We start from the raw sequence: 25,944 nt of genomic DNA on the forward strand, positions 1-25,944 counted from the left end.
ATTCCCCGCAACGAGTCCGCTTCTTGCCCAGACCTTTCCAATCCGTCCGGCGCCTGTCGCCGCTGCTCGGCTGTCTCGCGGTCGCTGCGCTGCTGCTGTGGTGGCAGCCGCCGCGAGCGATCAGCGCTGCCGTGGTCGTCCTCGTCTATCTGGCCGTGTCGCTGTATTGCTGGCGTGGACAGTTACCCCGCAAAGCAGCACCTACCGACGCGACCTCGGCGCTTGTGGTGACCTATGCCAGCCAGGGCGGGCAAGCCCGGCTCTATGCCGAGCGCAGTGCTGAGCAGCTTCGCGAAGCTGGCGTGAACGTGCAGCTGCTGCCGCTCAATGCGCTGGACCCGAACCACTGGGCGGCCCCGCGCATCCTGTTCGTCGTCAGCACCTACGGCGAAGGCGAGGCACCGGACAATGCGGCCCGCTTCGAGCAGCGGCTCGCCGCCGATGGCATTCATGCGCAATCGCTGGAATATGCCGTACTGGCCTTCGGTGATCGCCAGTACCGGGATTTCTGTGCGTTCGGCCGCCGCCTCGACGAGCGTCTGCGCCAGCTGGGGGGCTTGCCGTTGTTCGACCGGCTGGAAGCCGATCGCGGCGATCCTGGCGTGCTGCGTCACTGGCAACATCAACTGGCCCACCTGAGCGGCGACAGCAATTTCAGCGACTGGCTGCCGGCACCCTATCAAATCTGGCGCCTGACCGGCCGACACTGCCTCAACCCTGGCAGTTCCGGTGCGCCGGTACAACTGCTGACTCTTGCACCGCCGAGCGAACAGACATCATGGCGCGCAGGCGATATCGTCGAGGTCGGCCCGCGCCACGCGCTCGCGCGCATCGAAGCCTTGCTACACGATGTGGGCCTCGACCCTCATGAATTGTTCGACGGCCAAAGCCTGGCCGCACAACTGTCCAGAAGGCATCTGCCCGCCACTGGCGACCTGCACGGCCTCGACGCCGAGGCGCTGCTGGCCTTGCGGCCGTTGCCACACCGCGAATATTCCATCGCCTCGATACCGGCGGACGGCGCCGTGCAGCTGGTGGTACGCGAAGCCTTCCAGGCCGATGGCACTCCCGGACTCGGTTCCGGCTGGTTGTGCCGCTACGCGGCCATTGGCGAAGAGATCGATCTGCGCATCCGCAGCAATCCCGCATTCCACGGCCCGGACGCCGCCACACCACTCATCCTGATCGGCAACGGCACGGGCATTGCCGGACTGCGTGCGCACCTGCGCGAACGTGCCACACATCAGGGCTCGCGCAACTGGCTGCTGTTCGGCGAGCGTAACGCGGCCCACGACTTTCTCTTCAACGAAGAATTGGCACTGTGGCGTGAAAGCGGCCATCTGCAGCGGCTGGACCTGGCGTTCTCTCGCGACCAGCCGGAAAAGCGCTACGTGCAGCACGTCCTGCGGGATGCGGCCGACGAACTACGCTGCTGGGTCGCACAGGGCGCGGCGATCTATGTCTGCGGCAGCCTTGAGGGCATGGGCCAGGAGGTGCAGCAGATACTGCTAGGGCTGCTCGGCCAGGCGCGGCTGGAGCAGTTGAGCGACCAGGGACGCTATCGCCGCGACCTGTACTGACGCCTGGTTACGACAAAGGCCGCTTCGAAGAGCGGCCTTTGTTCTTTCACGCCTGCGGATCAGAAGTGGAAATTGGTGCTCAGCAATGCGGTCCGACCGGCTGCGACATGGGCGTAGTGGCTGCCGTAGACCTGATCGAAGTAGCGCTTGTCGGTCAGGTTCTGCACGTTCAGCTGCAAGTCCAGGTTCTTGTTCACGCGATAGGCCGCCATGGCGTCGTAGCGCCAGTACTCAGGCACCTCGATGTTATTGGCCGCATCGCCGAAGCGGGAGTCGACATAGGTGGCGCCGCCACCGATGGTCAGGTCCTGGGTGAGGTTGTAGGTGTTCCAGAAGCTGAAGCTGTGCTTCGGCGTGCTGGGCACCTCATTGCCGTCATACAGGCCCTCGACGTAGATCGGGTTGGTCCGCGTGCCGATATTGGCGGCACCGGACTTGACCAGTTCGGCGTCCAGGTAGGTGTAGCTGGCGAACACCTGCCAGTTGCGGGTGAGTTGACCAGTGGCGCCCAGTTCCAGGCCATCGACCCGGGTTTCACCGATGCTTTCCTGGAAACCGCTGGCGTTGGTCACCCGCGCGTTGGTCTTCTCGGTGCGGAACAGCGCGGCGGTCAGGCCGAGACGCTCATCGAGGAAGTCCCACTTGGTGCCGATCTCGTAGTTGCGGTTGCGCTCCGGATCGAGAACCTGGTTGTTCACGTTGAGCGCATCGGAGCCTTCGCCGCCGGTCTCGCCGGACGGGTTGCTGGAGGTCGACCACGCCGCGTAGATGCTGCCATTGGGCAGCGGATTGAAGACCAGACCCAACTGGTAGTTCCAGAAGTGGCTCTTGTTCTCCGGCCGGGTGACGACACCGGCGGTGGAGACGGCCTTCTGCTCCGTTTCGTAGTCGTCGTAGCGCAGGCCCATGTTCAGCGACCACTGATCATTGAACTTCAGCGTATCGAAGACATAGGCCGCCAGCGTTTCGGTGTCGGTATCGGTCGTCGCCGCGCTGCGCGCGATGCTGCCGGTCCAGGCATCCTTGGAGCTCGGGTTGGACAGGCTGGTGCAGTCGCCCGAAGCCAGGTGCGCCGACGAACAGGTGTTGCCGCTGGTGCCCGGAGTGACCACGTAGGGTCGGTTGTGCACGCCGACATCGCTGATTTCCACGCCGGTCACCAGGGTGTGCTCGATGCTGCCGGTGTCGAATCGCGCCGTCAGATCGGTCTGGTTGACCCAGCTCTGGGTATCGGAATTGCGGCTCTTGGCAGAGCGCGAAACCAGTCCATTGGGCACGTTGCCACGCGAGTCGTCCGGGTTGGTGACGATGTAGTCCAGGGCGGTGCGGGCGATACGCGTGGTGTTGGAGACGGTCAGGTTCTCGTTCAGGTCGTGCTCGAGCCGAATGGTGCCGGCATCCGTGGTGCTCTCGCGGAAGTCGCGGCTTTCAAGGCCGTAGAAGTTGTCGCGATCCACGCTCACTGGCTCGCGACCTGGATTGCCTGGCGTAGCCACGGTCAGCGGAATGCCGTAGTCCGGCATATCGTCTGTTTCCAGGTGGTAGTAAGACAGCGTCGCCCGGGTCGGCGTATCGAAGCCGAAGGTGATGGTCGGCGCCACGCCCCAACGACTGACATCCACACCATCGCGGCCGGCGACGTTGGCCTCGTGCTTCATCAGGTTCAGACGGCCGGCGACGTTGTCACCGAGCACGCGGTTGACGTCCAGCGTGTAGCGGCGCGTCTGGTCCGAGCCGAGGGTGACGCTGGCATCGCCGAAGTCGCGTTGCTTGGCGGTCTTGCTGATCAGGTTGAGGCTGCCGCCCGTGGAGCCGGCACCGGTGTAGGCTGAGCCCGGCCCCTTGCTCACTTCGATGCTCTCGACGTTGAAGATCTCGCGGGTTTGCGAGCCAACGTCACGCAGGCCGTCGATGAAGGTGTCGCTCTCGGCGTTGAAGCCGCGGATGATCGGCCGGTCGCCCGCCGGATTTCCGCCCTCGCCCGCACCGAAGGTGATGCCGGAAGTGGTGCGCAACGCATCGACCAACGTCAGCGAACCGGTGTCGCGAATCACCTGGTCGGTGATCACGGTGACCGACTTCGGTGTTTCGCGCAGCGGTGCCGTGTATTTCTTCGAGGCGGATGTATCGGCCTTGTAGGCCTGTTCCTGCTCACCGATTACCGTCACTTCATCGAGCGCAACCGGCGCTTCGCTGGGCGATGACGCTGCAGGCACGACCTGAGCCATGGAGGGAGCGGAGAAAGCGGTAAGGGCGACACCGATAGCCGAAGCCAACACGCGAGGTGGCTGGGCCAGTTCTAGAGACTGACGCGACATGTAATGCGGATCCTTGGAAGTTGATGCAACTGCGAATTGCTATTATTAGCAGGTGGCATTCTGATACATTCTGTCGCATTCTGAAACACCTAAATGCAAACTAATATCATTCGCCAATTCCACATCCTGTCGGTGATCCATGCTCCTACGCATTGCCAATGTGTTTTCCCGTGAAGAAACCGACCGTATTCGCTCCGCGCTGGAACAGGCCGACTGGCAGGACGGTCGGGTCACGGCCGGCTATCAGTCGGCCAAGGCCAAATACAATCTGCAGCTGGCGGAAGACGACCCATTCGCCCGCGAGATTGCCGAAGCCATGCTGCAACGGCTCTGGCAGCATCCGCAGTTCATGTCTGCCGCGCTGCCGAGCAAGGTCTTTCCGCCCCTGTTCAACTGCTACACGGCCGGCGGCGAGTTTGGCTATCACATCGACAATGCGGTGCGTCAGGTACGCAACAGCGCCGAACGCGTGCGCACCGACCTGTCCGCCACCCTGTTCTTCACCGATCCCGACGAGTACGACGGCGGCGAACTGGTGATCCACGACACCTACGGCACGCAGCGGGTGAAGTTCGCTGCCGGCGACATGGTGCTCTACCCCAGCACCAGCCTGCACAAGGTCGAGCCGGTCACCCGCGGCGCACGGCTGGCTTCGTTCTTCTGGATTCAGAGCCTGGTGCGCGAGGATGCGCAGCGCACGCTGCTCTACGAGATGGACCAGGCCATCCAGCAGCTGACCGCCGATGTGCCGGAGCACCCATCCCTGGTGCAACTGACCGGCACCTATCACAACCTGCTGCGCCGCTGGGTCGAGGTCTGATGCCTCATCTTCTGCGCCGTGAGGAAGCCCTCGACAGCGACCAGCTGGGCAAGCTGGCCGAGGAGCCGCACCGAGCCGCACGCCTGGTCCTCGCGGCCGCCGCGACCGGGGAAATCGAAGCGCAGGCGCTGCTCGGGCAAATCCTGCTGGAGGGCCGCGGCATCCAGGCCGATCCCGAACTGGCCCTGACCTGGTTCGACATCGCCGCCGGCCACGGCCACGCCATGGCCTGCAACATGGCCGGACGCTGCCACGAGCTTGGCTGGGGCTGCCCGGCCAATCCCGCACGCGCCGCCGAGCGGTACCGGCGCGCGGCAGACATGGGGTTGGACTGGGGCATGTACAACCTGGCCAATCTGCTCGCCACCGGTCGCGGTGTTTCACAGGATGAAGTCGCGGCCTATCGCCTATACCGCCAGGCCGCCGAGCTGGGCCACGCCAAGTCGATGAACCTGACCGGACGCTGCCTGGAAGAAGGCCGCGGTGTGTCGCGCGACGTGTCAGCGGCGCACAGCTGGTATCGACGTTCCGCGGAGGCTGGCGACTTTCGCGGCCAGTTCAGCCATGCCGCCGTGCTGCTCACCCAGCAGCAATGGGACGCCGCCCGGCATTGGCTGGACCGCGCGCTTGAGGTTGGCCACCTGAAGTTCGTCGAGACCGCGCTGGCCAGCCTGCAGGCCGCCGCATTGCCTCAGATCGTCGATATCGTCGAGGCCTACGCGCGGCGACGCGACGAGCTACGCGCCGGGTTGCGGTGAACGAAGCACAGAAACGAAAACGCCCCGCAATGCGGGGCGTTCGTTCATCGTCTACGGCTTAGATGTAGTAAGCCTTCAGCGGCGGGAAGCCGTTGAATTCGACGGCGCTGTAGCTGGTGGTGTAGGCACCGGTGGACAGCCAGTACAGGCGGTCGCCGATGGCCAGGTTAAGCGGCAGGCCGTACTTGTAGTTCTCGTACATGATGTCGGCGCTGTCGCAGGTCGGACCGGCGATCACCACTTCCTCGACTTCGCCCTTCTTCTCGGCATAGATCGGGAACTTGATCGACTCGTCCATGGTTTCGATCAAACCGCTGAACTTGCCCACGTCGACATACACCCAGCGCTCGACCGCGGTACGCGACTTGCGTGCCACCAGCACCACTTCACTGACGAGGATGCCGGCGTTGGCGATCAGCGAGCGACCCGGCTCGAGGATGATTTCCGGCAACTCGTCGCCGAAGTCTTCCTTGAGGAAGCGGATGATTTCCTCGGCGTAGGTTTCAAGGCTGTTGGTGCGGGTGATGTAGTTGGCGGGGAAACCGCCACCCATGTTGATCATCTTCAGCTCGATGCCGTCTTCTTCCTTCAGACGCTCGAAGATCACCTTGACCTTGGCGATGGCGGCGTCCCATACGGAAATGTCGCGCTGCTGCGAACCGACATGGAAGGAAATGCCGTAGGGCTCCAACTTCAGCTGACGCGCGAGGATCAAGAGATCCATGGCCATGTCGGTCTGGCAGCCGAACTTGCGCGACAGCGGCCAGTCCGCAGTGGTAGAGCCTTCGGTGAGGATGCGTACATAGACTTTCGAACCCGGCGCGGCCTTGGCGATGTTGCGCAGGTCGGCTTCCGAGTCGGTGGCGAACATGCGCACACCCTTGTCGTAGAAGTAGCGGATGTCCTTGGCTTTCTTGATGGTGTTGCCGTAGCTGATGCGCTCCGGGCCAACGCCGCGGGACATTACTTTGTCCAGCTCATAGATCGAGGCGATATCGAAGCTCGAACCCTTGTCGCGCAGCAGATCGATGATCTCGACCGCCGGGTTGGCCTTGACGGCGTAGTACACGCTGGCGAATTCGAAACCGGCGCGCAGGTCGTCATAGGCCTTGCTGATGGTTTCGGTGTCGATCACCACGAAGGGGGTTTCGTGCTGGTCGGCAAATGCCTTCATCTTCTGGAAGGTGGCGCGAGGGTAATAGTCTTCGATCTTGACCGTCATGCGTGGGACTCCAAAAAACGGGAAACAAAAGTCGGATGAGGGATGGAGGGCATCAGCCCTGACAAGAACGCCTGATCAGTTTCCCCACTTGGTTCGCCTACTTCCCAAGGCATGTCGCCGAGTATCACGGAGGATCTCTCGTCGTCAGTACTTGAGCCGGATGGATCGTTGCCAGCATGGACGTTCGGGCGCGAACTTTAGGACCAAGGGGGGGCATAGATCAATCAAAAAAACGTCCCGAAGGTGCATCCGTTTCGAGTTGTTGTCGATTCAAAACAAAGCGTCATGGAAACTGCACAAATCGGCGATTTCCGCAGCCGTGCGGGCCGCAGCGAAATCCATTTGCCGCTATAATCGCCGCCTTTTTTGACAGACCGACTACTCGTCGACGGGTTCCTTAATTCCGATGACCACTCAGGCCGCCGAAGTAGCGAAGCGCCGTACCTTCGCCATCATCTCGCACCCCGATGCGGGCAAGACCACCATCACCGAAAAGCTGCTGCTGATGGGCAAGGCGATCGCCGTTGCCGGTACGGTGAAGTCACGCAAATCCGACCGCCATGCCACCTCCGACTGGATGGAGATGGAGAAGCAGCGCGGCATCTCCATCACCACCTCGGTGATGCAGTTCCCCTACCGCGAGCACATGATCAACCTGCTCGACACCCCCGGTCACGAGGACTTCTCGGAAGACACCTACCGCACCCTGACCGCGGTGGACTCGGCGCTCATGGTTCTCGACGGCGGCAAGGGTGTCGAGCCACGCACCATCGCGCTGATGGACGTCTGCCGCCTGCGCGACACGCCAATCGTGAGCTTCATCAACAAGCTCGACCGCGATATCCGCGACCCGATCGAACTGCTCGACGAAATCGAGGCGGTGCTGAAAATCAAGGCCGCGCCGATCACATGGCCGATCGGCTGCTACCGCGACTTCAAGGGCGTGTACCACCTCAAGGACGACTACATCATCGTCTACACGCCGGGCCACGGGCACGAGCGCACCGAGGTCAAGATCATCCAGAACCTGGATTCCGACGAAGCGCGCAAGCACATCGGCGACGAGTACGAGCGTTTCATCGAACAGCTGGAACTGGTTCAGGGCGCCTGCCACGAGTTCGACCAGGACGAATTCCTCAATGGTCAGCTGACCCCTGTGTTTTTCGGTACCGCGCTGGGCAATTTCGGTGTGGACCACGTGCTCGACGCCGTCGTCGACTGGGCGCCGATGCCGCTGCCCCGCGCGGCCAACGAGCGAGTGGTCGAGCCGGTCGAGGAGAAGTTCACCGGCTTCGTGTTCAAGATCCAGGCGAACATGGACCCCAAGCACCGCGACCGCATCGCCTTCATGCGCATCTGCTCGGGCAAGTACGAGAAAGGCATGAAGCTGCGCCACGCGCGCATCGGCAAGGATGTCCGCATCGCCGACGCCCTGACCTTCTTCTCCAGCGAGCGGGAAATGCTCGAGGAAGCCTGGGCCGGCGACATCATCGGCCTGCACAACCACGGCACCATCCAGATCGGCGACACCTTCACCGAAGGCGAGAACCTCGGCTTCACCGGCATCCCGCACTTCGCCCCGGAACTGTTCCGCCGCGTGCGCCTGAAGGACCCGCTGAAATCCAAGCAGCTGCGCCAGGGCCTGCAGGAGCTCGCCGAGGAAGGCGCCACCCAGGTGTTCTTCCCCGAGCGCAACAACGACATCATCCTCGGCGCGGTCGGCGTGCTGCAGTTCGACGTCGTCGCCAGTCGCCTGAAAGAGGAATACAAGGTCGAGTGTGCCTACGAGGCGATCAACGTCTGGTCGGCGCGCTGGATCGAGTGCGATGACAAGAAGAAGCTCGAAGACTTCAAGAACAAGGCCTACGAGAACCTCGCCATCGACGGCGGCGGCCACCTCACCTACCTGGCACCGACACGGGTAAACCTGAGCCTGATGGAAGAGCGCTGGCCGGATGTGAAGTTCAGGGCGACACGCGAGCATCACTGACCCAAGAATGCGCCTGCTGCGGGGTACAGCAGGCGTAGTTGATTCTGCGTATTACTGCCGCTGCGCTCATTTAGATGCGCTCTCGCATGGAAGCGAGAGGCTGCCTTTTCACAAGGACCGTGAATGCCCACCGAACGCGCCTCCCCCGAACAACGCCAGTTCGCCAGATACCTGCGATACCAACTCACCGATTGCGAGCGTCTGCTGTGGCGCCAGTTGCGCAATCGCGGCTTAGCCGGATTCAAATTTCGCCGACAGCATCCGTGCCCGCCCTATGTCCTGGATTTCTACTGTGCAGAATTGCGACTTGTAGTTGAACTCGATGGCGGTCAGCACTTCGACGAAGCTGGCCTGGCGAAAGACCGTTTGCGCACGGCCTACCTGCAGCACCACGGGCTGGAGGTTCTACGCTTCAGCAATCTGGATGTGATACGGAATTTAGAGGGTGTTCTGACTGAAATCTTGAGCTGGATTGAGCCCCGTACCCCTCACCGCAACCCTCTCCCCAATGGGGAGAGGGAGCTGGATTGAGGCAGCCGGATCACTTGTGCTCATGCCGTGCAGAGCAAGCGAGGGGAGTGAGCGTGGGCTGTGTCCATCCAGCAGTTGCAACCACCACCAGCACGCTCTCACCCCAGCACCCAATCCCCGCATTACCGATACACCGGCCTGAATCCGAGTCCTGACTGGAATCTTGCACCGGATCGAGGCCCGCGCCCCTAACCCCAAACACTCTCCCAAAGGGGAGAGGGGGCTGGATTGAGGCAGCCGGATCACTTGCTCATGCAGACCGTGCAGAGCAAGCGAGGGGAGTGAGCGCAGGCTGTGCCCATCAAGCAGTTGCAACCACCACCAGCACGCTCTCACCCCAGCACCCAATCTCCGCATTACCGATACACCGGACTGAATCCGAGTCCTGACTGAAAGCTCGCACCGAATCGAGGCCCGCGCCCCTCACCCCAACCCTCTCCCCAACGGGGAAGAGGGAGCTGGATTGAGGAAGCCGGATCACTTGTGCTCATGCAGACCGCGCAGAGTAAGCGAGGGGAGTGAGCGCGGGCTGTGCCCATCAGGCAGTTGCAACAAACACCAGCACGCTCTCACCCCAGCACCCAATCCGCGCATTACCGATACACCGGCCTGAATCCGAGTCCTGACTGAAATCTTGCACCGGATCGAGGCCCGCGCCCCAACCATCTCCCCAAAGGGGAGAGGGGGCCTGAATGAAGCCACCGAACCCTTTGTGATCGGCCCGACACGCATTAAAGCGCATCGCCCTACACCCGGAACGAAAAACCGCGCGGTCTAGTCCCCTCTCCCCTTCGGGGAGAGGGCTAGGGTGAGGGGCTGGCGGCCACGACTAGCGTCGCAACTAAAACCCACACAGCCCGTTTCACCTACTCCTCAAGGGACCACGCGATCAATAAACCGCCCAGATTGGTACCGAGCAAGCCATGCCGGCCTGGCTCGAAGACCGCCCACCCAATCCTCTCCACAACGACGAGAGAGGGCCTGATTGAAGCCACCGAACATCCGCAACTAGCGGGCACATCATGCGTTTCGCCCTGCACCGGATCGGCAACCCAACCCGGTCAAGTCCCCTCTCCCCTCCGGGGAGAGGGCTAGGGTGAGGGGCTGGTGGCTATGTCGAGCGCTGCAGTCGACGTCGCCACCTGCCCCCGCCTCACCTACTCCTCAAGGGTCCACGCGATCAAGGAATCCCCCAGCTTGGTGCCGAACGAGCCATGCCCGCCGGCCATCTGCACCACGTACTGCTTGCCGGTCTTCTCGGACACGTAGGTCATCGGAGTCGCCTGGCCACCGGCAGGCAGGCGGCCCTTCCACAATTCCTTGCCGTTCTGCAGATCGTAGGCGCGCAGATAGTAATCCAGCGTTCCGCTCATAAAGGCCACTCCGCCGGCGGTGACGATCGGCCCGCCCAGTGCAGGCGTACCCACCGGGAAGGGAATGCCCAAGGGCGCACTGTCGCGGCTGGTGCCGTTCTTGTGCATCCAGACCTTCTTCATGCTGCGCAGGTCCAGCGCGGTGACGAAGCCCCATGGCGGCGTCTGGCACGGCAGGCCGACGACCGACATGAACGGCTCCAGCCGCACCATGTACGGCGCACCCAGGTTGGGCTGCAGGCCGGTCTCGCCGCCACCGGTACGTTCATCGGGGTCGACCTCGCTGCGCTTGACCATGGTCGAGATGAAGGCCAGGTAATTCGGCGCGCCGAACAACAGCTGCCGGCTCGGATCGACCGCCACCGATGGCCAGTTGAAAGTACCCACGTTACCCGGATAGATCAGCGAGCCCTGCTCCGACGGCGGCGTGAAGTCGCCGTCGTAACGCAGCTTGCGGAACTGGATGCGGCACATCATCTGGTCCAGCGGCGTGCCGCCCCACATGTCGCGCTCGCGCAGCGGCTCTTGCGGGGCGTAGCTGACGGCCGATGCGGGTTGGGTCGGCGCGGTGAACTCGCCATAGTCAGTGCCTTGGGGCACGGGCATCTCTTCCACCGGCACGATCGGCTCGCCGGTACGGCGGTCGAGGATGTACAGATCGCCACGCTTGGTCGGCTGGATGATGGCAGGCACCTGACCTTGCGGCCCTTCGATATCCACCAGCGTCGGCTGCGATGGCAGGTCGCGGTCCCAGAGGTCATGGTGCACAGTCTGGAATTCCCAGCGCACCTGGCCGGTCGCCAGGTCCAGCGCCACCAGGGTGTCGGTGAAACGCTCGGACTCCGGCGTGCGCGGCTGCGCCCACTGGTCCGGGGTCTGGTTGCCGGTGGGGATGTAGACCAGCCCCAGCGACTCGTCGGCAGTGGCGATGGTCCAGGAGTTCGGCGTGCTGCGCACGTAGGTTTCGCCGGGAGGCAAGGGCTCTGTGGCGTCCGGGTTACCCGGGTCGAAATTCCATACCAGCTCGCCGCTGCGCACGTCGTAGGCGCGAATCACGCCGCCGGGTGAATCCACCGCGCCGTTGTCGGTGATCGAGCCGCCGACGATGACCAGCTTTTCGGTCACCACCGGTGGTGAAGTCGGCAGGTAAACGCCCAAAGCGTCCTCACCGAGTCCAGCCTTCAGATCCACCACGCCGGCATTGCCGAAGTCCTCGCAGGGCTTGCCGTCCTCGACATCCAGCGCGACCAGAGTGCCGTCGTTGGTCGGCAAAAACAGCCTCCGCGCGCAACGCGCTACGGGCTGGTCGGACGGCGCCGTCGCTGCGGGCCCGTAGGCGTTGGCGTCATGGAAGGCCAGGCCACGGCAGGTCATGTGCTGGTAGTACTCGGCATCGCGGTTGATGCTCGGGTCGAAGCGCCAGCGCTCCTCACCGCTGTCGGCATCGACGGCGATGGCGATGCTGTGCGGCGTGCAGATGAACAGATTGTCGCCAACCTTCAACGGCGTCACCTGATAGGTGATCTCGCCGGGGTCACCCTCGCCGGAAAGGTCACCGGTGTGGAACTCCCAGGCCTTTTTCAACTTGCCGACGTTGTCCGGCGTGATCAGATCGGCCGTCGAGTAACGATCGCCGCGGTCGGAGCCGCCGTAGGCTTTCCATTCGCTGGCAACCCGACCGGCCTGCCCTTCGGGATTCGAGCCCTGCATCTGCGCGTCGCTGAATTCACCCGTGATCGAGTGGTAATCCTGGGTCAGCGAGTACCCCGCGATCAGCGCGCCGGCCAGCAGCCCCAAGCCGAGCAACCCACTGGCGCCATCACGCCAGACCAGTCGGCCGCCCACGTAACGATTGATGAACGGCAGAATCAGCCAGAGCCCGAGGATGCACCAGAGGTCGATTCGCGGCGCCAGCTGCCACCAGTCGAAGCTGACTTCGTACAGCGTCCACGCCAAAGTCGCCAGCAGTAGCACCGCGTAGAGCCAGATCGCAGCGCGGCGTCGAGCGAACAACAGCCCGGCCACGCCCAGCAGTCCGATGCCGGCCAGCAGGTAGTACCAGGAGCCACCCAGCATTGCGAGGTAGCCGCCACCGACCGCCATCAGCGCTCCCAGCAGCAGAACCACCACGGCGGTCAGGGTGATGCGCATGGGCCGCGGCCCGTAATCGATACTCATGCAACGCTCTCCAGCCAATTCATCTTCAAAACAAAAAGCAAAAAGCTGGCGAAACTTTCTGACACAAAGTCTCGCCAGCTTGTAGTGGATACGATAGGCGGGGCTTTAGTTCAGCCGTTTGGCGACCGCTTACGCCGTCGCCCCGACACTGAGCGGCTGCGTTTCAGGCCGCTTGATTACTGCGTAGATCACCCCGGTTACCAAGCTGCCGGCGAGGATTGCAGCCAGATACAACAGCGCGTGATTGATGGCGTTGGGGATCAGCAGCACGAACAGCCCGCCATGGGGCGCCAGCAGCTTTGCGCCGAAGGCCATGGACAGCGCGCCGGTCAGCGCACCACCGGCGATGCTGGCCGGGATCACCCGCAATGGGTCTTTCGCAGCGAACGGAATCGCGCCTTCGGAAATGAAGCAGCAGCCCAGCACCAGCGCGGCCTTGCCAGCTTCGCGCTCGGTCTGGGCGAACTTGCGTCGGGCGATCAGCGTGGCGATGCCCATGCCGATTGGCGGCACCATCCCCGCCGCCATGGTTGCGGCCATCGGCGCGTAACTCTGGGACGCGAGCAGCCCGACGGAGAAAGCATAAGCGGCCTTGTTCACCGGTCCGCCGAGGTCGACGCACATCATGGTGCCGAGCAGCAGACCGAGCAGGATGGCGTTGGAGGTGCCCATGGTGTCGAGGAATTCGGTGAGCCCGGCGAGCATCTTCGCCACCGGCGTGCCGACCACGTAAATCATCACCAGGCCGGTAACCAGGCTCGCCAGCAACGGAATGATCAGGATCGGCTTGAGCGATTCGATACTCGCTGGCAAGGGAATCCAGCGGCTGACCGCCTTGGCCGCGTAACCGGCGACGAAGCCGGCAATGATGCCGCCGATAAAGCCCGCCCCCAGCGTGCCAGCCAGCAGCCCACCGATCATCCCCGGCGCCAGTCCTGGGCGATCAGCGATGGAATAAGCGATGTATCCCGCCAGCAGCGGCACCATAAGCTGGAAGGCCGTTTCGCCACCGATCTTCATCAGCGCGGCGGCCAGCGTGCCCTCCTCCTTGAACGCCTCGATGCCGAAGACGAACGACAGTGCGATCAGCAAACCGCCCGCCACCACCATCGGCAGCATGTAGGACACGCCGGTCAGCAGGTGCTTGTAGACGCCAGCCTTCTCGCCCTTCTGTTCACCACTTGCGCTGGCAGCGGCGCCTCCAGCGAGCGCCGAGCCTTCTTCCAGCGCGCGATCCAGGGTCGCATCGGGTTGTTTGAGGGCCACGCCGGTGCCGCAGCGAAATACGCGCTTGCCGGCGAAACGGGTGACATCCACCTCGATATCCGCAGCCAGCAGCACCACGTCGGCCTCTTCGATGGCCTGGGCTTCGAGCACATTGCGCGCCCCCACCGAGCCGCGGGTTTCAACCTGCAGGTCGTAACCCTTGCGGATCGCCGCCTGCTGCAGGGCTTCAGCCGCCATGAAGGTGTGTGCGACGCCGGTCGGACAGGCGGTGATGGCGACAAGTTTGGGCTTGCCGCTGGTATGCGCCGCATCCGCTTCGTCGGCCTGCTGCAGCTCGCTGGCGGTGTCCGCGGCACTGCGCAGGAAGGCTTCCGGGTCGAGCAGCGCCTCGGATGGAGTGGACTGGGCGACGCGCTTGCCGACGAAGCGTTGCAGCGACAGCGGCCCGGTTTTCACCACCACCACCAGATCGGCATTGGCGATCTGCGCGGGCGTCAGCGGCGAACCGATGGCCTTGGGATCGTGGACTTCCACGGCGGTCGACCAGCCCAGACGATGGGCAGCCGCTTCGAGCAGCCGTGAAGTCAGCACGCTGGTGACCATTCCGTTGGGGCAGGCCGTGACGATGAGAAGATTCATTCCTTCACCTCTTGTTCGAATTATTGGCTGAGCGACTGCAGGCGCACCGCAGCTTCAAGCTCGGCGAGTCCAGCCGTGTCGGTGATGCCGAACCCAACCTGCCCGACCGCCTGCGCGGCGATGGCCGTGGCCTGTGTGAGGGTGCGCTCTGCCGGCCAGCCTTCCAGCAAACCGTGAAGCATCCCGGCAAGCAGCGAGTCGCCTGCACCGACGGTGCTGACGACCCGAACCCTGGGCGGATTTGCATGCAGTGCCGCGCCTGATGAAAACCAGCTGACACCGTCAGCGCCCTGCGAAACCACCACATGCTCGATGCCTTCGGTTTGCAGCCGCCGCGCTTCGGCCAGCAGCGCCGAAGAGCCGGTGAGATCAACGCCTCGGGCTTCGGCCAGCTCTTCCTCGTTGGGCTTGATCAACCAGGGCGTGGCGGCCAGCCCGTCACGCAACGCGGCACCACTGGTGTCCAGCGCCACCCGCACGCCGAGACTCTTGAGCGTCTGCAAGAGCTGGACGAACCACTGACTGTCGATGCCACGCGGCAAGCTGCCGGCGACGACCACGAGGTCATGAGCAGGCGCCAGCCGCTGGAGGCGCGTCAGCAGCTCCGTGCAGTGCGCCTCGCTCACCGTCAGCCCTGGGCCGTTGATGTCGGTGACCTGCCCGTCCGCTTCGGCGAGTTTGATGTTGCTGCGGGTATCGCCCGGCACGCGGACGAATTCGTCGGCAAACCCACGCGTGACGAACAACTGCTCGAAGGCCTGCGGATTGCCCTCGCCGAGAAAGCCGGTGACGGTCAGCTGATGACCGAGATCGGCCAGCACCTGCGCGACGTTGAGCCCCTTGCCGGCGGCGTGCACCTGCAGGCTTTCGCTGCGATTGACCTGGCCCAGGCGCAGCGCGGGCAGCTGCACGGTCAGGTCCAGGGCCGGGTTAAGGGTGACAGTGAGAACGCGGGCCATCAGCAGTGCTCCCCGACGAAGGCGCGAACTTCATGGGCGCCAGGCAACATCAGGGCTTGCTGAGCCAACCTCTGGCACGCGGCGAGATCCAGTTCGCGAACGCGCGCCTTCACCAAGGCGATGCTGCGCGCCGACACGCTCAGCTCATCCACGCCCAGGCCCACCAGCATCGGCACCGCCAGCGCATCGGCAGCCAGCTCACCACAGACGCCGACCCACTTGCCGTGGGCATGGGCGGCCTCGACCGTCATGCCGATCAGGCGCAAAACCGCCGGATGCAAGCCGTCGGCCTGGCCCGAGAGCGTCGGATGGCCGCGATCAATGGCCAGGGTGTACTGGGTCAGGTCGTTGGTGCCGATACTGAAGAAGTCGACTTCCTGCGCCAGCACCGGCGCGATCAGCGCTGCGGACGGGATCTCGATCATGATGCCGACCTGCAGGTCAGCTACCGGCAGCTCAACGCACAGGCGGTCGACCATGGCTTTGGCGGTGCGCCACTCGTCAATATTGCCGACCATGGGGAACATGATCCGCAACGGGCGGCCATCGGCCGAAGCGAGCAAGGCACGCAGCTGGGTCTCGAGGATGTCCGGGCGTTGCAAACTCAGGCGAATGCCGCGCACGCCCAGAAACGGGTTTTCCTCGGCCGGCATCGGCCAGTACGGCAGCGGCTTGTCACCACCGACATCCAGCGTGCGCACCACCAGCGGACGCCCTTGGAGGGCTTCCAGCACGCGGCGGTACTCGGCTTCCTGAGTCGCCTGATCCGGCGCCTGGGAATGGTTCATGAACACCAGCTCGGTACGCAGCAGGCCGATGCCTTCGGCGCCCATCGCCACCGCTTCCGGGGTCTCGCCGGCAGCGCCGATGTTGGCAGCGATCTCTACCGGATGGCCGTCACGGGTGATGGCCGGCTCCAGGCGACGCTCATTTGCCAGGCGCTTGCGCTCCTCGCGGGTGGCGCGCTCGTTGCGGGCCTGGTCCAGCTGCGCATCGGTTGGGGCGACCAGCAGTTCACCGCGCTCGCCGTCAAGCAGCAGCAAGGTGTTTGGCGCTAGCCCAAGCACACCCGGCCCAGCACCGACTATCGCCGGAATGCCCAGCGCGCGGGCGATGATGGCGCTGTGCGAAGTGGCGCCGCCGCCAGCGGTAAGAATGCCTGCGACCCGCTGGGCATTGAGCGTGGCGACGTCCGAAGGCGCCACCTCGTCCATCACCAGGATGTAGGGCTCATCTGGGGCCTGATCGGCTTCCACACCAGTCAGGCAGGCCAGCACGCGACGCCCGACGTCACGCAAATCGGCCGCACGTTCGGCCAGCAGCTTGTCGTGGAGCGCCTCCTGCTGCTGCGCCGCAGTTTCGATTTCCTCCATCCAGGCCGCTTCGGCGCTCAGTCCCTTTTGCAGCCGAACCTGCACCTCCTCGCGCAACGCTGGGTCCTTGAGCATGGCCTGATGGGTGGTGAAGATGTCGCGGATGCTGGCGACCTGACTCTCATCGATCAGCGTGCCGATCTCCGCATGGACCTTGTCCAGCGCCGCATCCAGCCGCTGCAGTTCGATCACCGGAGACTCGCCGCGCTTGGGGTAGTCGATCACCTGCGGCTTGCGTACCAGGACCGGACCGATGGCGATGCCGGGCGCGGCGGCGATGCCGATGACCTGCTCGCCGGCCCGCAAGACGGGCACGTCCTGGGCTGCCTCATTCAGTTGCACGGCCCGCTGCTCCGCCGGCGCCCCGCCGGCCGGCAGCGGCTCGATTTCCTCGCCCAGCCCTTCCTCCACCGCGCGGACCAGCGCCGGCAACGCATCGTCGGCGATCGAGGGCTCGGCGATGAACTCCAGCACCTGGCCGCGATGCGAACCCATCGCCAGCAGCTTGCTCAGGCTCTTGGCCGACACGCCCGCGCTCTGGCTACCAGCCAGACGCACTCGGATCTCGCCGGCGAAGGCCTGTGCGACCTCGGTCAGCACCTTTGCCGGACGCGCATGCAAGCCATGGGCGTTGGCGAGCGGCACCTGGGCACTCGGCCAGTCTGCCGGCACTTCGCCGCCCAGGGCTTCGAGCACTGTGCGACTGGACGTCGCCTGGCTCAGCTCCTGCCCGCGGCCTTCGATCAGCAGATTGCACAGGCGCTCGAGCATCGCCCGATGCGCTTCGCCCAGGCTGGCCAGCACGAAAAGCCCGTTGAGCGGCTGCCCCTGATGCTCGAGATTCGAAGCTGGCGTGACGAAGGCGAGACCAGGACGCTGCACCGCCTGCTCGCTACTCAGCCACCAGAGGCCATCCCCCAGCGGCAGCGCCTGGCCAAGCGGCAGACTGGCGTTGAAACCCGGCTCCACGCACTGCGCGCGCTTGAGCAGCTTGACGCCCTGCCAGGCCAGCTCGTCGAAATCATCCGCAGCGACACCCAGCGAGACCAGCTCGCAATCCAGCGCTAGCGCCTGTGGCGCACCCTGCAGCAGGTCGATGATGGCTTCCGGACTTTCGGCTTTCTGCAGCGCCTCGCTCAGATCGCCTTCACCCAATGCTCGGGTCAGCAGCTGTAGCAGGCGCAGGTGTTCGTCGGAACGCGCAGCGATACCGATGGCCAGATACACCAGCTGGCCGTTGCCCCAGTCGACGCCGGCCGGAAAATGCAGCAGCCGCACACCGGTGGTGAACACCTGATCACGGGTTTCCGGCGTGCCATGGGGAATCGCAAGGCCCTGACCGAGAAAGGTCGAGCCCTGCGCTTCACGCGCACGCAGCCCGTCCAGATAACCCGGCGCGACCAGCCCGTCGGCGACCAGAACTTCACCCAGCAGGGCCAGCGCCGCTAGCTTGTCCGCCGCGGCCTGATGCATGTGGATGTGCTGTGCATTCAACTCAAGCATGGAGAACTCCTGCGGGGCTCGCGATTGTTGTGGCCGACGGTCGCGCCGGCCTTGCCCGAATCCTGGGCTGGCGCTTCAGACCGAAACAGTGCTGAAACGTTTCACCTAAAGCTGGCACATTACGCAATATTGGGTAATTCTAGAAGCCCGAGTTCATACCACCCGTCTCAGGACCCTCTGTTGAAACTGACCGACATCGCCCGCCTCGCCAACGTTTCGGTAACCACCGCCAGCTATGTGCTCAATGGCAAGGCCGCGCAGCGCCGTATCAGCGCGGCCACGGTCGAACGGGTGATGGCCGTGGCCGAACAGCAGGGCTTTCAGCTCGACCAGCAGGCGGCTGGCCTGCGTCGAGGGCAGTCGCGCACCCTCGGCTTCATCGTTCCGGATCTGGAAAACCCCAGCTACGCGCGTCTGGCCAAACTGCTCGAGCAGCGCGCGCGGCAGCGCGGCTACCAGCTGCTGATCGCCGGCACCGACGACGAGCCGGACACCGAGCGCCAGGTCATCCAGCTGCTGCGCTCGCGCCGCTGCGATGCGCTGATCGTCGCCAGCTGCCTACCGGCCGACGACCAGAGCTATCGCAAGGTGCAGGCGGCTGGCACGCCGGTGATCGCCCTCGACCGTGCGCTGGACGCCGAGCACTTCTGCTCGGTGGTCAGCGATGATTGTGAAGCGGCCGCCCTGCTTACCCGCTCGCTGGCAGTTCCGGCCGCCGCCCATATCGCCCTGATCAGCGCACGCCCGGCATTGCCCATCAGTCAGCAGCGCGAGGAAGGTTTCCGCCAGGCACTGTCGCAGCACAGCGGTCAGGTCAGCATCCTGCAGGCCGAACAGTTCAGCCGTGCGTGCGGCCGTGAACAGATGCTCGCCCTGCTCGACCGCGGCCCGCTGCCCGATGCGCTGATCACCACCGCCTACGTCTTGCTCGAAGGCGTCTTCGATGCGCTGCGCGAGCGGAACCTGCTGTGGCCAGAGCAGCTGCGGCTGGCGACCTTTGGTGACGCGCAGTTGCTGGATTTCCTGCCGATCCGGGTCAATGCGATTTCCCAGCAGCACCAGCAGATCGCCGAGCAAACCCTGGAACAGGCAATCCGCGCCATCGAGCAGGGCGATTACCGTCCCGGCGTGATCGCCATCGAGCGTGAGCTGAAAGTGCGGCGTCTCTGATCCGCCCCTTGCGGGCGCTGCCGCGCTGGCGGAAGCTTGTCGTCTTTCGAACACGCCCACCCTCCCAGATGAACATCGAACAGATCACCCAACGCCTGCACGCCATCCGCGATCAGAACGACTGGCAGCGCTTTCACAGCCCCAAGAATCTCGCCATGGCCGCCAGCGTGGAAATGGCCGAACTGGTGGAAATCTTCCAGTGGCAGACCGAGGACGAGTCGCGTCGGCTGCCGCTCGACAAGCTCGAACATGCCGGGCAGGAAGTCGGCGACATCCTCATGTACCTGCTCTTGATGTGCAGCGAGCTGGGCATCGACATGGAACAGGCACTGCTGGCCAAGTTGGCCGACAACGAGCGGCGGTTCGCCCGATGAGCGACCGGCATTTCGACGAGCTGGCGACGCGCTTCGCCGAGAAGATCTACGGCGGCGCCAAGGGTGCGATCCGCCTTGCCGTGCTGCAGGCCGACCTGACGGAAGCCCTGCCGCAACGGCCACTGCGGGTGCTGGATATCGGCGCCGGCCTAGGCCATATGAGTCTGTGGCTGGCCCAGCAGGGCCATGATGTGACCCTGGCAGAACCGGCAGAGCCGATGCTGGAAGGCGCGCGCAAACAGTTTGCCGCAGCCGGCCAGCAGGCAACCTTCATTCAGGCGCCCTGGCAGACAGTCGAAAGCGAGGTCGAGGGCCGTTTCGATCTGGTGATCTGCCACGCGGTGCTGGAATGGCTGGCCGAGCCCCAGGCGATCCTGCCGGCGCTGCATCGCCTAACATCGGCCGATGGCTGGCTATCGCTGGCCTTCTACAACCGCGACGCGCTGATCTACCGCAACCTGCTCAAGGGCCATTTCAAGAAACTGCGCAGCCAGACCTATGCCGGCGAGCGCCAGAGCCTGACGCCTCAGCAGCCGCTGGACCCACGCGAGCTGGCGGCGCAACTCGCACCGCACTGGCAGGTCGAAACAACCAGTGGCGTGCGCGTATTCCATGACTACATGCCCGCCGATTTCCAGGCCCGCACCGAGCCTGCCGAACTGATCGAGATGGAACTGGCCTACCGCCGCCATCCACAATTTGCCGGTCTCGGGCGCTACCTGCACTGGATGTGTCGGCCGCTCTGAGCCGACCGGGAGGTACCGATGTCGATCCGCGCCATGCTGCCGGTGCTCTGCCTGGGCCTTGCAGCCTGCCAGAGCCAGAACCCCTATACCGACGAATCCGCGCCGATTCCTCCGGCGCCACCGATCGAGCAGATCCAGTCACCGATCTATCCGGCGGCGCCAAGGGACTTTTCCAGCTACCAGAACTGGAGCTGGCAAGCACCACCGGCCGGCACCGCGTCGATCACCGGCGAGGAGCTGCAGGAAATGGTCGCCGGCGCGCTCGATCAACTCGGCTTGCGCCCTGCGCAGGCCGAGCGCAAGGGCGAGCTGTTGATCAGCGCCCGCGCCAGCAAGGAGACCCGCATTCGGCAGACTTACGATGATTACGGCCCGCATGTCGGCGTAGGCCGCTACGGTGGCGGCTACGGATACGGCTCAGGTTATGGCGTGGGGACGAGCGTACCCATCGTGCGCAACTACGAGGAAGAGGTGCTCTCGGTGCGTATCGAGATGTTCGACGCGGCTTCCGGCCAATCGATCTGGAGCAATCGCGCCGAAGCACGTAGCGGCGGCAGCCGCGCCAAGCAGCAGGATGCGCTGCGCGAGGCGGTGCAGCGGGCGCTGGCGGACTACCCGCCGCGCTGAGCGTGACGGCGATGCAGACTCAGCACCGCGCCGAGGCCTAGACTGAACAGATTCCACCCCCGGAGAACGATCATGTTGCGCTGCCTGTTGCTGATACCTCTGCTCTTCGCGCTAGCCGCCTGCCAGGGCCCGCAGGTGCAGCGCGATTTCGATCCGACGCGGGATTTTTCGGCCTATCGGGCCTGGGGCTGGCATGAACCGGCGCTGCAGTACCGGCCTGACGATCCACGAATCAAAAGCGACCTCACCGAACAACGCATCCGCGCGGCGATCGCCGAACAGCTCGATCAGCAGGGACTGCGTCCCGCCACGGCCGGCAAAGCGGCGGACCTCAAGGTGCAGGCCTGGTACATCGTCGACCAGCGTACCCAGCAGTACACGACCACCTCCGGCGCCTGGGGCAATCCCTGGTACGGCTACTGGGGTGGGCCGATGTTCACCGACACCCGCACCATCGACTACCAGGTCGGCACGCTGCAGATCGACCTGTATGACGCCGCTGACGGCAAACTGGTCTGGCGCGGCAGCGCCGAGCAGACCCTGAGCAACCGCCAAGGCACCCCCGAGCAACGCGCCGGCAGCATGCGCGAGCTGGTGACACGGGTGCTGTCGCAATACCCGCCGCGCTGAGCCAAGCGCAGCGAACCGCTGTCCCGCTATGGCGAGTCGTATCCCGGCTCGCCATACTGTCGCGCCCTGATTCCGGAGATCCGAAATGCCTGCCGTTGCCTGGTGGTTACTCACCCTTCCGTTCATTGCCGGCGCGATGCTGCCCCTGCAGGCCGGAATCAACGGCCAGGTCGCGCGTCACCTCGGCAACGTGATGGGCGCGGCACTGCTTTCGTTTACCGTGGGAACACTGGCGCTGTTCGTCATCGTGGCAGTCCAGCGCGATATCCCGGCGTTGCAGACGCTGAAGGGCCTGCACTGGTGGCACTGGTGTGGTGGGCTGCTGGGGGCCTTTTTCATCGCCACGGCCGCCTTCGCCGCACCGCGCACGGGAGCGTTGCTGTTCATGGCGCTATTGCTGGCCGGCCAGCTGTTCGTCGCCTTGCTGCTGGATCACTTCGGCTGGGCCGGCTTTCGCCAGTCCAGCATCAGCTTCGGCAAGGTCTCCGGTCTGCTGCTGATCTTCGCCGGCGTCTGGCTGATCCAGCGCGGCTAGCAGGTGCGCGGCGGGCGTCACTCGTGCTCGAAGGCGTAGAACAGGTTGGGCTCGCTGACCAGATAGAGATTGCCCTGTGCATCGAAGGTCATCCCTTCGGCCTGCGGCACGCTGCGCTCGAGTCCGGCAAACCCGCTCCAGAGCGAGCGGAAGCTGACCAGCTCGCCCTCGGCATCGAGTTCCAGCATCATCTTCGCCTCGTCGCTGAGCAGCACCAGATGGCCGGTACGCTCGTCGAAGTGCACCGAGGACAGATCACTGGCCATGTCCAGCTTCTCGATCCAGGCCTCACGGTCGATGATCTTGATGTCCATGCCACCTGCCAGACTGCGCTTGATGCCCTGGATCTCGTAGAGCTTGCGCGGTGAATGCTCCTTGACCACGAACAGGCGATCACCGGCGCGGTCGTACCCGACGCCCTCGAAACCGGTATTGTCCGCGTCGTTTAGGGCCAGGGTAATGGAGCGGGCATCGGTACGCTGCAGCGGACCGGCAATCCTGGGAACCTGCACGATCACCAGCGACTGCTTACGCTCCTCGGTCAACACCAGCAGGTCATCACCCAGATAGGTCACGCCCTCTACGTCCTGGAACCCGCGCAGCGGGTAGCGCGCGAGGAAGCCGCCATCCTTGTCCAGCGCCAGCAGCTCTTCGGGGTTATTGACGACGCCCCAGAAATGATCGCGGCGTTCGTCATAGGTCAACCCGGAAAGATTGTCTTCCACTGTGGCCACCTGCAGCGCGTCGATCTTCACCCGGTATTCGGGTAGCCAGAGGCTGTGCCTTTCCCAGCTGCTTTCATGCCAGGTGGTTTTCAGCGTATAGAACAGCCGCTCGTCCAGATGAGTGGCGGTGACAACGTAGAGCAGGCCGAAAAAGACGCAGCCATAGGCCCAGGCCGGGCGCAGTGTCTTGATTCGTTCCAGGCGCGCTCTGGCAATGGCCAGCATCGTTGGTCTTCTCGTGCTGGGAATGGTAGGCAGGCTGCCTGGCGCTTGTTGCAGTTGCATGAAGGTCGGGAACGCATGATGCGCTAAGGACTCACAGCGACATTCCGACCGCCTCCTGCCCTGGTGGTTCCAGCGCAGCGCGGCCGTTCGGAACTCTCGGGCGCACTCGAGAGCCCAATGCCCAGAGCCGTGCTTGGGCACCGCAATCGAACGTTCAGGAGAGTGAGACATGCGGGTAGAAGGATTCTTCGAATGGCTGGGACAGGCGCTGGGCGCGGTCATACGTTTCATCGTCGAGGCGCTGGGCGACTTCTTCGGCCTGTTTGCCAGGGCCGGACACAATTTCCTCGAGGGGTTGTCGCGTACGCTGGGCATGGACCACTCTCTGATCAGCCTGGTAGCACTGGCGATCGGCCTGCTGTTGCTGGTTGCGGCGGTCCGCGCGTTCTTTCGCGGCTCGATCATCGGCGGGCTGATCTGGCTGTTCCTCGGGCTGTGGCTGCTGAGCTGGTTGATTCACTGACGCGCAGCCTAAAGCTCGGACTTTCCCTCTTTCATTGCATGCCACGTATAGTGCCGGGCCGTCCCGGAGGCCCGTAATGTCCAGCATGCTTGCCGCCTGGCGCCACGCCCCAACCCACAGCAAGGTGTGGGCGCTGGCGGCGCCGATGATCCTGTCGAACCTATCCGTTCCGCTGGTCGCACTGGTGGACAGCAGCGTGATCGGCCATCTGCCGCACGCGCATCAGCTGGGCGCAGTGGCGGTCGGCGGTAGCCTGTATACGCTGCTGGTGTGGGTGATGGGCTTTCTGCGCATGGGCACGACGGGCTTCGCCGCCCAGGCCGCTGGTCGCAACGACGGCGGCGCCCTGCGCCAGATCCTCCTGCAGGGGCTGCTGCTGGCCCTGGGTTTCGCGCTGTTGCTCGGGGTGCTCGGCGTGCCGCTGAAAGGCGCGGCCCTGCAGCTCATGCAGCCCTCGGCCGAACTGGACGAACTCACCCGTGATTATTTCCACACGCGGCTGTTCGGCCTGCCCGCGGCGCTGGCCAGCTATGCGCTGATCGGCTGGTTCCTCGGCACGCAGAATGCGCGCGCGCCACTGGCCATCCTGCTGACCACCAATCTGATCAACGTGGCGCTGGACCTGTGGTTCGTGCTCGGCCTCGACTGGGGCGTGACCGGCGCCGCACGCGCCTCGGTGATCGCCGAATGGAGCGGCGCGCTGCTCGGCCTGGCGCTCACCCGCAAGGCGCTGGCCCGCTATCCCGGTCGAGTCGATACCCGCGCGCTGCGCCGCTGGTTGAGCTGGCGGCCGCTGATGGCGGTCAACCGCGACATCTTCCTGCGCTCCCTGGCGCTGCAACTGGTGTTCTTCCTGGTGACTGTCCAGGGCACCCGGCTAGGCGATGCGACGGTCGCCGCCAATGCGCTGTTGCTCAATGGTCTGCTGCTGACCGCCCACGCCCTCGATGGATTGGCTCATGCCGTGGAAGCCTTGGCCGGACATGCCATCGGTGCCCGCAACCGCGACGCACTGCAGCGAGTGATGGTGGTCGCCGGGGGCTGGTCGTTGCTGGCCAGCGTCGCCTTCGGCTTGTTCTTCCTGCTTGGCGGCCATCTATTTATCCAGCTGCAGACCGACATTCCCGAGGTCCGCGCGACCGCGCTGATCTACCTGCCCTATCTGGCGGCGTTGCCGCTGATTGCGGTCTGGAGCTATCTGCTCGACGGGTTGTTCATCGGTGCAACCCGCGCGCGGGAGATGCGCAACAGCATGCTCCTGGCGGTAGGCCTGACGCTGCCACTGGGCTGGCTGCTGCAAGGGCTTGGCAATCACGGCTTGTGGCTGGCGTTTCTGAGCTTCATGCTGATGCGCGGCGTCTGCCTGGGCGTGCTCGCTCAGCGCCTGCAGCGCCGCGGAGCCTGGTTTAACATGGGCGCGCCGAGCACCACACACTCCGAAGGACACTGAACATGGCCTACGCCATCGCCGCCTACCTGCATTTTCTGGCGATATTCCTGCTCTTTGCCCTGCTGCTGCTGGAGCACCAGCTGTTCCGTCAGCCGCTGACGCTGGAGCGAGCGCGCAGCCTGTTCCGTATCGACATCGCCTTCGGTATCACCGCGGCGGCGGTACTGGCCAGCGGAGCGGCCCGGACCATCCTCTATGGCAAAGGCCTGGACTACTACCTGAAGAACAGCCTGTTCCACGCCAAGATCGGCCTGTTCGTGGTGGTCGCGGTGCTCTCCATCTATCCGACCCTGACGTTTCTACGCTGGCGCCCGGCCTTGTCCGCAGGCCAGGCACCGATCATCTCGGACAGCAGCGCCAGGTGGGTCAAGCTGACCATCCGCCTGGAGCTGCTGCTACTCCTGCTGATCCCCTTGCTGGCGTCGCTGATGTCACGGGGCTTTGGCGTAATGCCCGGCTGACGCCGGG

General features: G+C 64.3%; 21 protein-coding genes. 14 read left to right on the forward strand and 7 right to left on the reverse strand.

The features are described from left to right. The first annotated feature begins 23 nt into the window (after nucleotides 1-23). Nucleotides 24-1,580 (forward strand): sulfite reductase subunit alpha, encoded by a 1,557-nt coding sequence (locus CW305_RS10885; RefSeq protein WP_104097895.1) that lies wholly within the window; start codon nucleotides 24-26, stop codon nucleotides 1,578-1,580. 59 nt (nucleotides 1,581-1,639) lie between these two features. Here the strand turns inward: CW305_RS10885 and CW305_RS10890 are convergent, their stop codons facing one another. Next, the gene (locus CW305_RS10890) at nucleotides 1,640-3,898 is read right to left on the reverse strand and encodes a TonB-dependent receptor (RefSeq protein ID WP_104097896.1); all 2,259 of its coding nucleotides are present in this window, start codon (nucleotides 3,896-3,898) and stop codon (nucleotides 1,640-1,642) included. A 139-nt stretch (nucleotides 3,899-4,037) separates the two neighbouring features. Here CW305_RS10890 and CW305_RS10895 point away from each other — a divergent pair, with 139 nt between their 5' ends. Together CW305_RS10895 and CW305_RS10900 are read left to right on the forward strand one after the other, a co-directional pair. Further along, nucleotides 4,038-4,718, forward strand: a complete 681-nt coding sequence (locus CW305_RS10895) for a Fe2+-dependent dioxygenase (RefSeq protein WP_104097897.1) — start codon at nucleotides 4,038-4,040, stop codon at nucleotides 4,716-4,718. Then, nucleotides 4,718-5,476 (forward strand): tetratricopeptide repeat protein, encoded by a 759-nt coding sequence (locus tag CW305_RS10900; RefSeq protein ID WP_104097898.1) that lies wholly within the window; start codon nucleotides 4,718-4,720, stop codon nucleotides 5,474-5,476. Before CW305_RS10895 ends, CW305_RS10900 begins: the two co-directional genes overlap by 1 nt. A 58-nt stretch (nucleotides 5,477-5,534) precedes the next feature. Here CW305_RS10900 and CW305_RS10905 read toward each other — a convergent pair whose 3' ends face one another. Continuing rightward, entirely contained in the window at nucleotides 5,535-6,698 is a 1,164-nt protein-coding gene (locus tag CW305_RS10905) for a type III PLP-dependent enzyme (protein WP_003302224.1), read from the reverse strand. A 406-nt stretch (nucleotides 6,699-7,104) separates the two neighbouring features. On the opposite strand from CW305_RS10905, the gene CW305_RS10910 reads away from it, so the two are divergent. Then, the gene (locus tag CW305_RS10910; protein WP_038657220.1) at nucleotides 7,105-8,688 is read left to right on the forward strand and encodes a peptide chain release factor 3; all 1,584 of its coding nucleotides are present in this window, start codon (nucleotides 7,105-7,107) and stop codon (nucleotides 8,686-8,688) included. Nucleotides 8,689-8,811: 123 nt separating this feature from the next. Next, nucleotides 8,812-9,219: an endonuclease domain-containing protein gene (locus CW305_RS10915; protein WP_104097899.1), complete on the forward strand. Its 408-nt coding sequence runs from the start codon at nucleotides 8,812-8,814 to the stop codon at nucleotides 9,217-9,219. A 1,157-nt stretch (nucleotides 9,220-10,376) separates the two neighbouring features. Here the strand turns inward: CW305_RS10915 and CW305_RS10920 are convergent. The 4 genes from CW305_RS10920 to ptsP all read right to left on the reverse strand — a co-directional run bounded on the left by CW305_RS10920 (nucleotide 10,377) and on the right by ptsP (nucleotide 18,471). Then, complete coding sequence (locus tag CW305_RS10920) at nucleotides 10,377-12,770, reverse strand: membrane-bound PQQ-dependent dehydrogenase, glucose/quinate/shikimate family (RefSeq protein WP_104097900.1); 2,394 nt, start codon at nucleotides 12,768-12,770, stop codon at nucleotides 10,377-10,379. A gap of 129 nt (nucleotides 12,771-12,899) precedes the next feature. After that, nucleotides 12,900-14,636, reverse strand: coding sequence for a PTS fructose-like transporter subunit IIB (locus CW305_RS10925; protein ID WP_104097901.1), 1,737 nt, complete (start codon nucleotides 14,634-14,636; stop codon nucleotides 12,900-12,902). A gap of 20 nt (nucleotides 14,637-14,656) precedes the next feature. After that, nucleotides 14,657-15,595 (reverse strand): 1-phosphofructokinase, encoded by a 939-nt coding sequence (pfkB, locus tag CW305_RS10930; RefSeq protein ID WP_104097902.1) that lies wholly within the window; start codon nucleotides 15,593-15,595, stop codon nucleotides 14,657-14,659. After that, nucleotides 15,595-18,471: a phosphoenolpyruvate--protein phosphotransferase gene (ptsP, locus tag CW305_RS10935; RefSeq protein ID WP_104097903.1), complete on the reverse strand. Its 2,877-nt coding sequence runs from the start codon at nucleotides 18,469-18,471 to the stop codon at nucleotides 15,595-15,597. Before ptsP ends, pfkB begins: the two co-directional genes overlap by 1 nt. Before the next feature lie 180 nt (nucleotides 18,472-18,651). Between ptsP and cra the strand changes: the two genes are divergently transcribed. From cra to CW305_RS10965, 6 genes are all read left to right on the forward strand, one after another. Further along, nucleotides 18,652-19,641, forward strand: a complete 990-nt coding sequence (gene cra, locus CW305_RS10940; protein WP_104097904.1) for a catabolite repressor/activator — start codon at nucleotides 18,652-18,654, stop codon at nucleotides 19,639-19,641. 68 nt (nucleotides 19,642-19,709) lie between these two features. Then, a complete protein-coding gene (locus tag CW305_RS10945; protein WP_104097905.1) occupies nucleotides 19,710-20,015 on the forward strand; it encodes a nucleotide pyrophosphohydrolase in 306 nt (101 codons plus the stop codon). After that, entirely contained in the window at nucleotides 20,012-20,761 is a 750-nt protein-coding gene (locus CW305_RS10950; protein WP_104097906.1) for a methyltransferase domain-containing protein, read from the forward strand. The genes CW305_RS10945 and CW305_RS10950 overlap by 4 nt, the downstream gene beginning before the upstream one ends. Before the next feature lie 18 nt (nucleotides 20,762-20,779). Next, complete coding sequence (locus CW305_RS10955; RefSeq protein ID WP_042927682.1) at nucleotides 20,780-21,388, forward strand: DUF4136 domain-containing protein; 609 nt, start codon at nucleotides 20,780-20,782, stop codon at nucleotides 21,386-21,388. A 72-nt stretch (nucleotides 21,389-21,460) separates the two neighbouring features. Continuing rightward, the gene (locus tag CW305_RS10960; protein ID WP_104097907.1) at nucleotides 21,461-22,018 is read left to right on the forward strand and encodes a DUF4136 domain-containing protein; all 558 of its coding nucleotides are present in this window, start codon (nucleotides 21,461-21,463) and stop codon (nucleotides 22,016-22,018) included. 85 nt (nucleotides 22,019-22,103) lie between these two features. Beyond that, nucleotides 22,104-22,553 (forward strand): DMT family transporter, encoded by a 450-nt coding sequence (locus CW305_RS10965; RefSeq protein WP_003302186.1) that lies wholly within the window; start codon nucleotides 22,104-22,106, stop codon nucleotides 22,551-22,553. Nucleotides 22,554-22,570: 17 nt separating this feature from the next. Here CW305_RS10965 and CW305_RS10970 read toward each other — a convergent pair whose 3' ends face one another. After that, on the reverse strand, nucleotides 22,571-23,503 hold the full coding sequence (locus tag CW305_RS10970) for an SdiA-regulated domain-containing protein (protein WP_014821428.1): 933 nt from the start codon (nucleotides 23,501-23,503) through the stop codon (nucleotides 22,571-22,573). A gap of 229 nt (nucleotides 23,504-23,732) precedes the next feature. Between CW305_RS10970 and CW305_RS10975 the strand changes: the two genes are divergently transcribed. The 3 genes from CW305_RS10975 (at nucleotide 23,733) to CW305_RS10985 (ending at nucleotide 25,937) form a co-directional block, all read left to right on the forward strand. Next, nucleotides 23,733-24,026, forward strand: coding sequence for a hypothetical protein (locus CW305_RS10975; RefSeq protein WP_104097908.1), 294 nt, complete (start codon nucleotides 23,733-23,735; stop codon nucleotides 24,024-24,026). 76 nt (nucleotides 24,027-24,102) lie between these two features. Continuing rightward, entirely contained in the window at nucleotides 24,103-25,476 is a 1,374-nt protein-coding gene (locus CW305_RS10980; RefSeq protein ID WP_104097909.1) for an MATE family efflux transporter, read from the forward strand. A 2-nt stretch (nucleotides 25,477-25,478) separates the two neighbouring features. Next, complete coding sequence (locus CW305_RS10985; protein WP_104097910.1) at nucleotides 25,479-25,937, forward strand: DUF2214 family protein; 459 nt, start codon at nucleotides 25,479-25,481, stop codon at nucleotides 25,935-25,937. Nucleotides 25,938-25,944 lie beyond the last annotated feature (7 nt).

The sequence above is a fragment of the Stutzerimonas kunmingensis genome (genome assembly GCF_002929225.1).
Taxonomy (GTDB): domain Bacteria; phylum Pseudomonadota; class Gammaproteobacteria; order Pseudomonadales; family Pseudomonadaceae; genus Stutzerimonas.

What these genes read in the sequence shown, in the direction of transcription:
- pfkB (WP_104097902.1), bottom strand. Translation starts at nt 15,595, where the DNA reads ATGGCCCGCGTTCTCACTGTCACCCTTAACCCGGCCCTGGACCTGACC.
- CW305_RS10960 (WP_104097907.1), top strand. Translation starts at nt 21,461, where the DNA reads ATGTTGCGCTGCCTGTTGCTGATACCTCTGCTCTTCGCGCTAGCCGCC.
- CW305_RS10950 (WP_104097906.1), top strand. Translation starts at nt 20,012, where the DNA reads ATGAGCGACCGGCATTTCGACGAGCTGGCGACGCGCTTCGCCGAGAAG.
- CW305_RS10925 (WP_104097901.1), bottom strand. Translation starts at nt 14,636, where the DNA reads ATGAATCTTCTCATCGTCACGGCCTGCCCCAACGGAATGGTCACCAGC.
- ptsP (WP_104097903.1), bottom strand. Translation starts at nt 18,471, where the DNA reads ATGCTTGAGTTGAATGCACAGCACATCCACATGCATCAGGCCGCGGCG.
- CW305_RS10900 (WP_104097898.1), top strand. Translation starts at nt 4,718, where the DNA reads ATGCCTCATCTTCTGCGCCGTGAGGAAGCCCTCGACAGCGACCAGCTG.
- CW305_RS10895 (WP_104097897.1), top strand. Translation starts at nt 4,038, where the DNA reads ATGCTCCTACGCATTGCCAATGTGTTTTCCCGTGAAGAAACCGACCGT.
- CW305_RS10985 (WP_104097910.1), top strand. Translation starts at nt 25,479, where the DNA reads ATGGCCTACGCCATCGCCGCCTACCTGCATTTTCTGGCGATATTCCTG.
- CW305_RS10945 (WP_104097905.1), top strand. Translation starts at nt 19,710, where the DNA reads ATGAACATCGAACAGATCACCCAACGCCTGCACGCCATCCGCGATCAG.
- CW305_RS10915 (WP_104097899.1), top strand. Translation starts at nt 8,812, where the DNA reads ATGCCCACCGAACGCGCCTCCCCCGAACAACGCCAGTTCGCCAGATAC.
- CW305_RS10965 (WP_003302186.1), top strand. Translation starts at nt 22,104, where the DNA reads ATGCCTGCCGTTGCCTGGTGGTTACTCACCCTTCCGTTCATTGCCGGC.
- CW305_RS10890 (WP_104097896.1), bottom strand. Translation starts at nt 3,898, where the DNA reads ATGTCGCGTCAGTCTCTAGAACTGGCCCAGCCACCTCGCGTGTTGGCT.
- CW305_RS10975 (WP_104097908.1), top strand. Translation starts at nt 23,733, where the DNA reads ATGCGGGTAGAAGGATTCTTCGAATGGCTGGGACAGGCGCTGGGCGCG.
- CW305_RS10970 (WP_014821428.1), bottom strand. Translation starts at nt 23,503, where the DNA reads ATGCTGGCCATTGCCAGAGCGCGCCTGGAACGAATCAAGACACTGCGC.
- CW305_RS10910 (WP_038657220.1), top strand. Translation starts at nt 7,105, where the DNA reads ATGACCACTCAGGCCGCCGAAGTAGCGAAGCGCCGTACCTTCGCCATC.
- CW305_RS10980 (WP_104097909.1), top strand. Translation starts at nt 24,103, where the DNA reads ATGTCCAGCATGCTTGCCGCCTGGCGCCACGCCCCAACCCACAGCAAG.
- CW305_RS10955 (WP_042927682.1), top strand. Translation starts at nt 20,780, where the DNA reads ATGTCGATCCGCGCCATGCTGCCGGTGCTCTGCCTGGGCCTTGCAGCC.
- CW305_RS10920 (WP_104097900.1), bottom strand. Translation starts at nt 12,770, where the DNA reads ATGAGTATCGATTACGGGCCGCGGCCCATGCGCATCACCCTGACCGCC.
- CW305_RS10905 (WP_003302224.1), bottom strand. Translation starts at nt 6,698, where the DNA reads ATGACGGTCAAGATCGAAGACTATTACCCTCGCGCCACCTTCCAGAAG.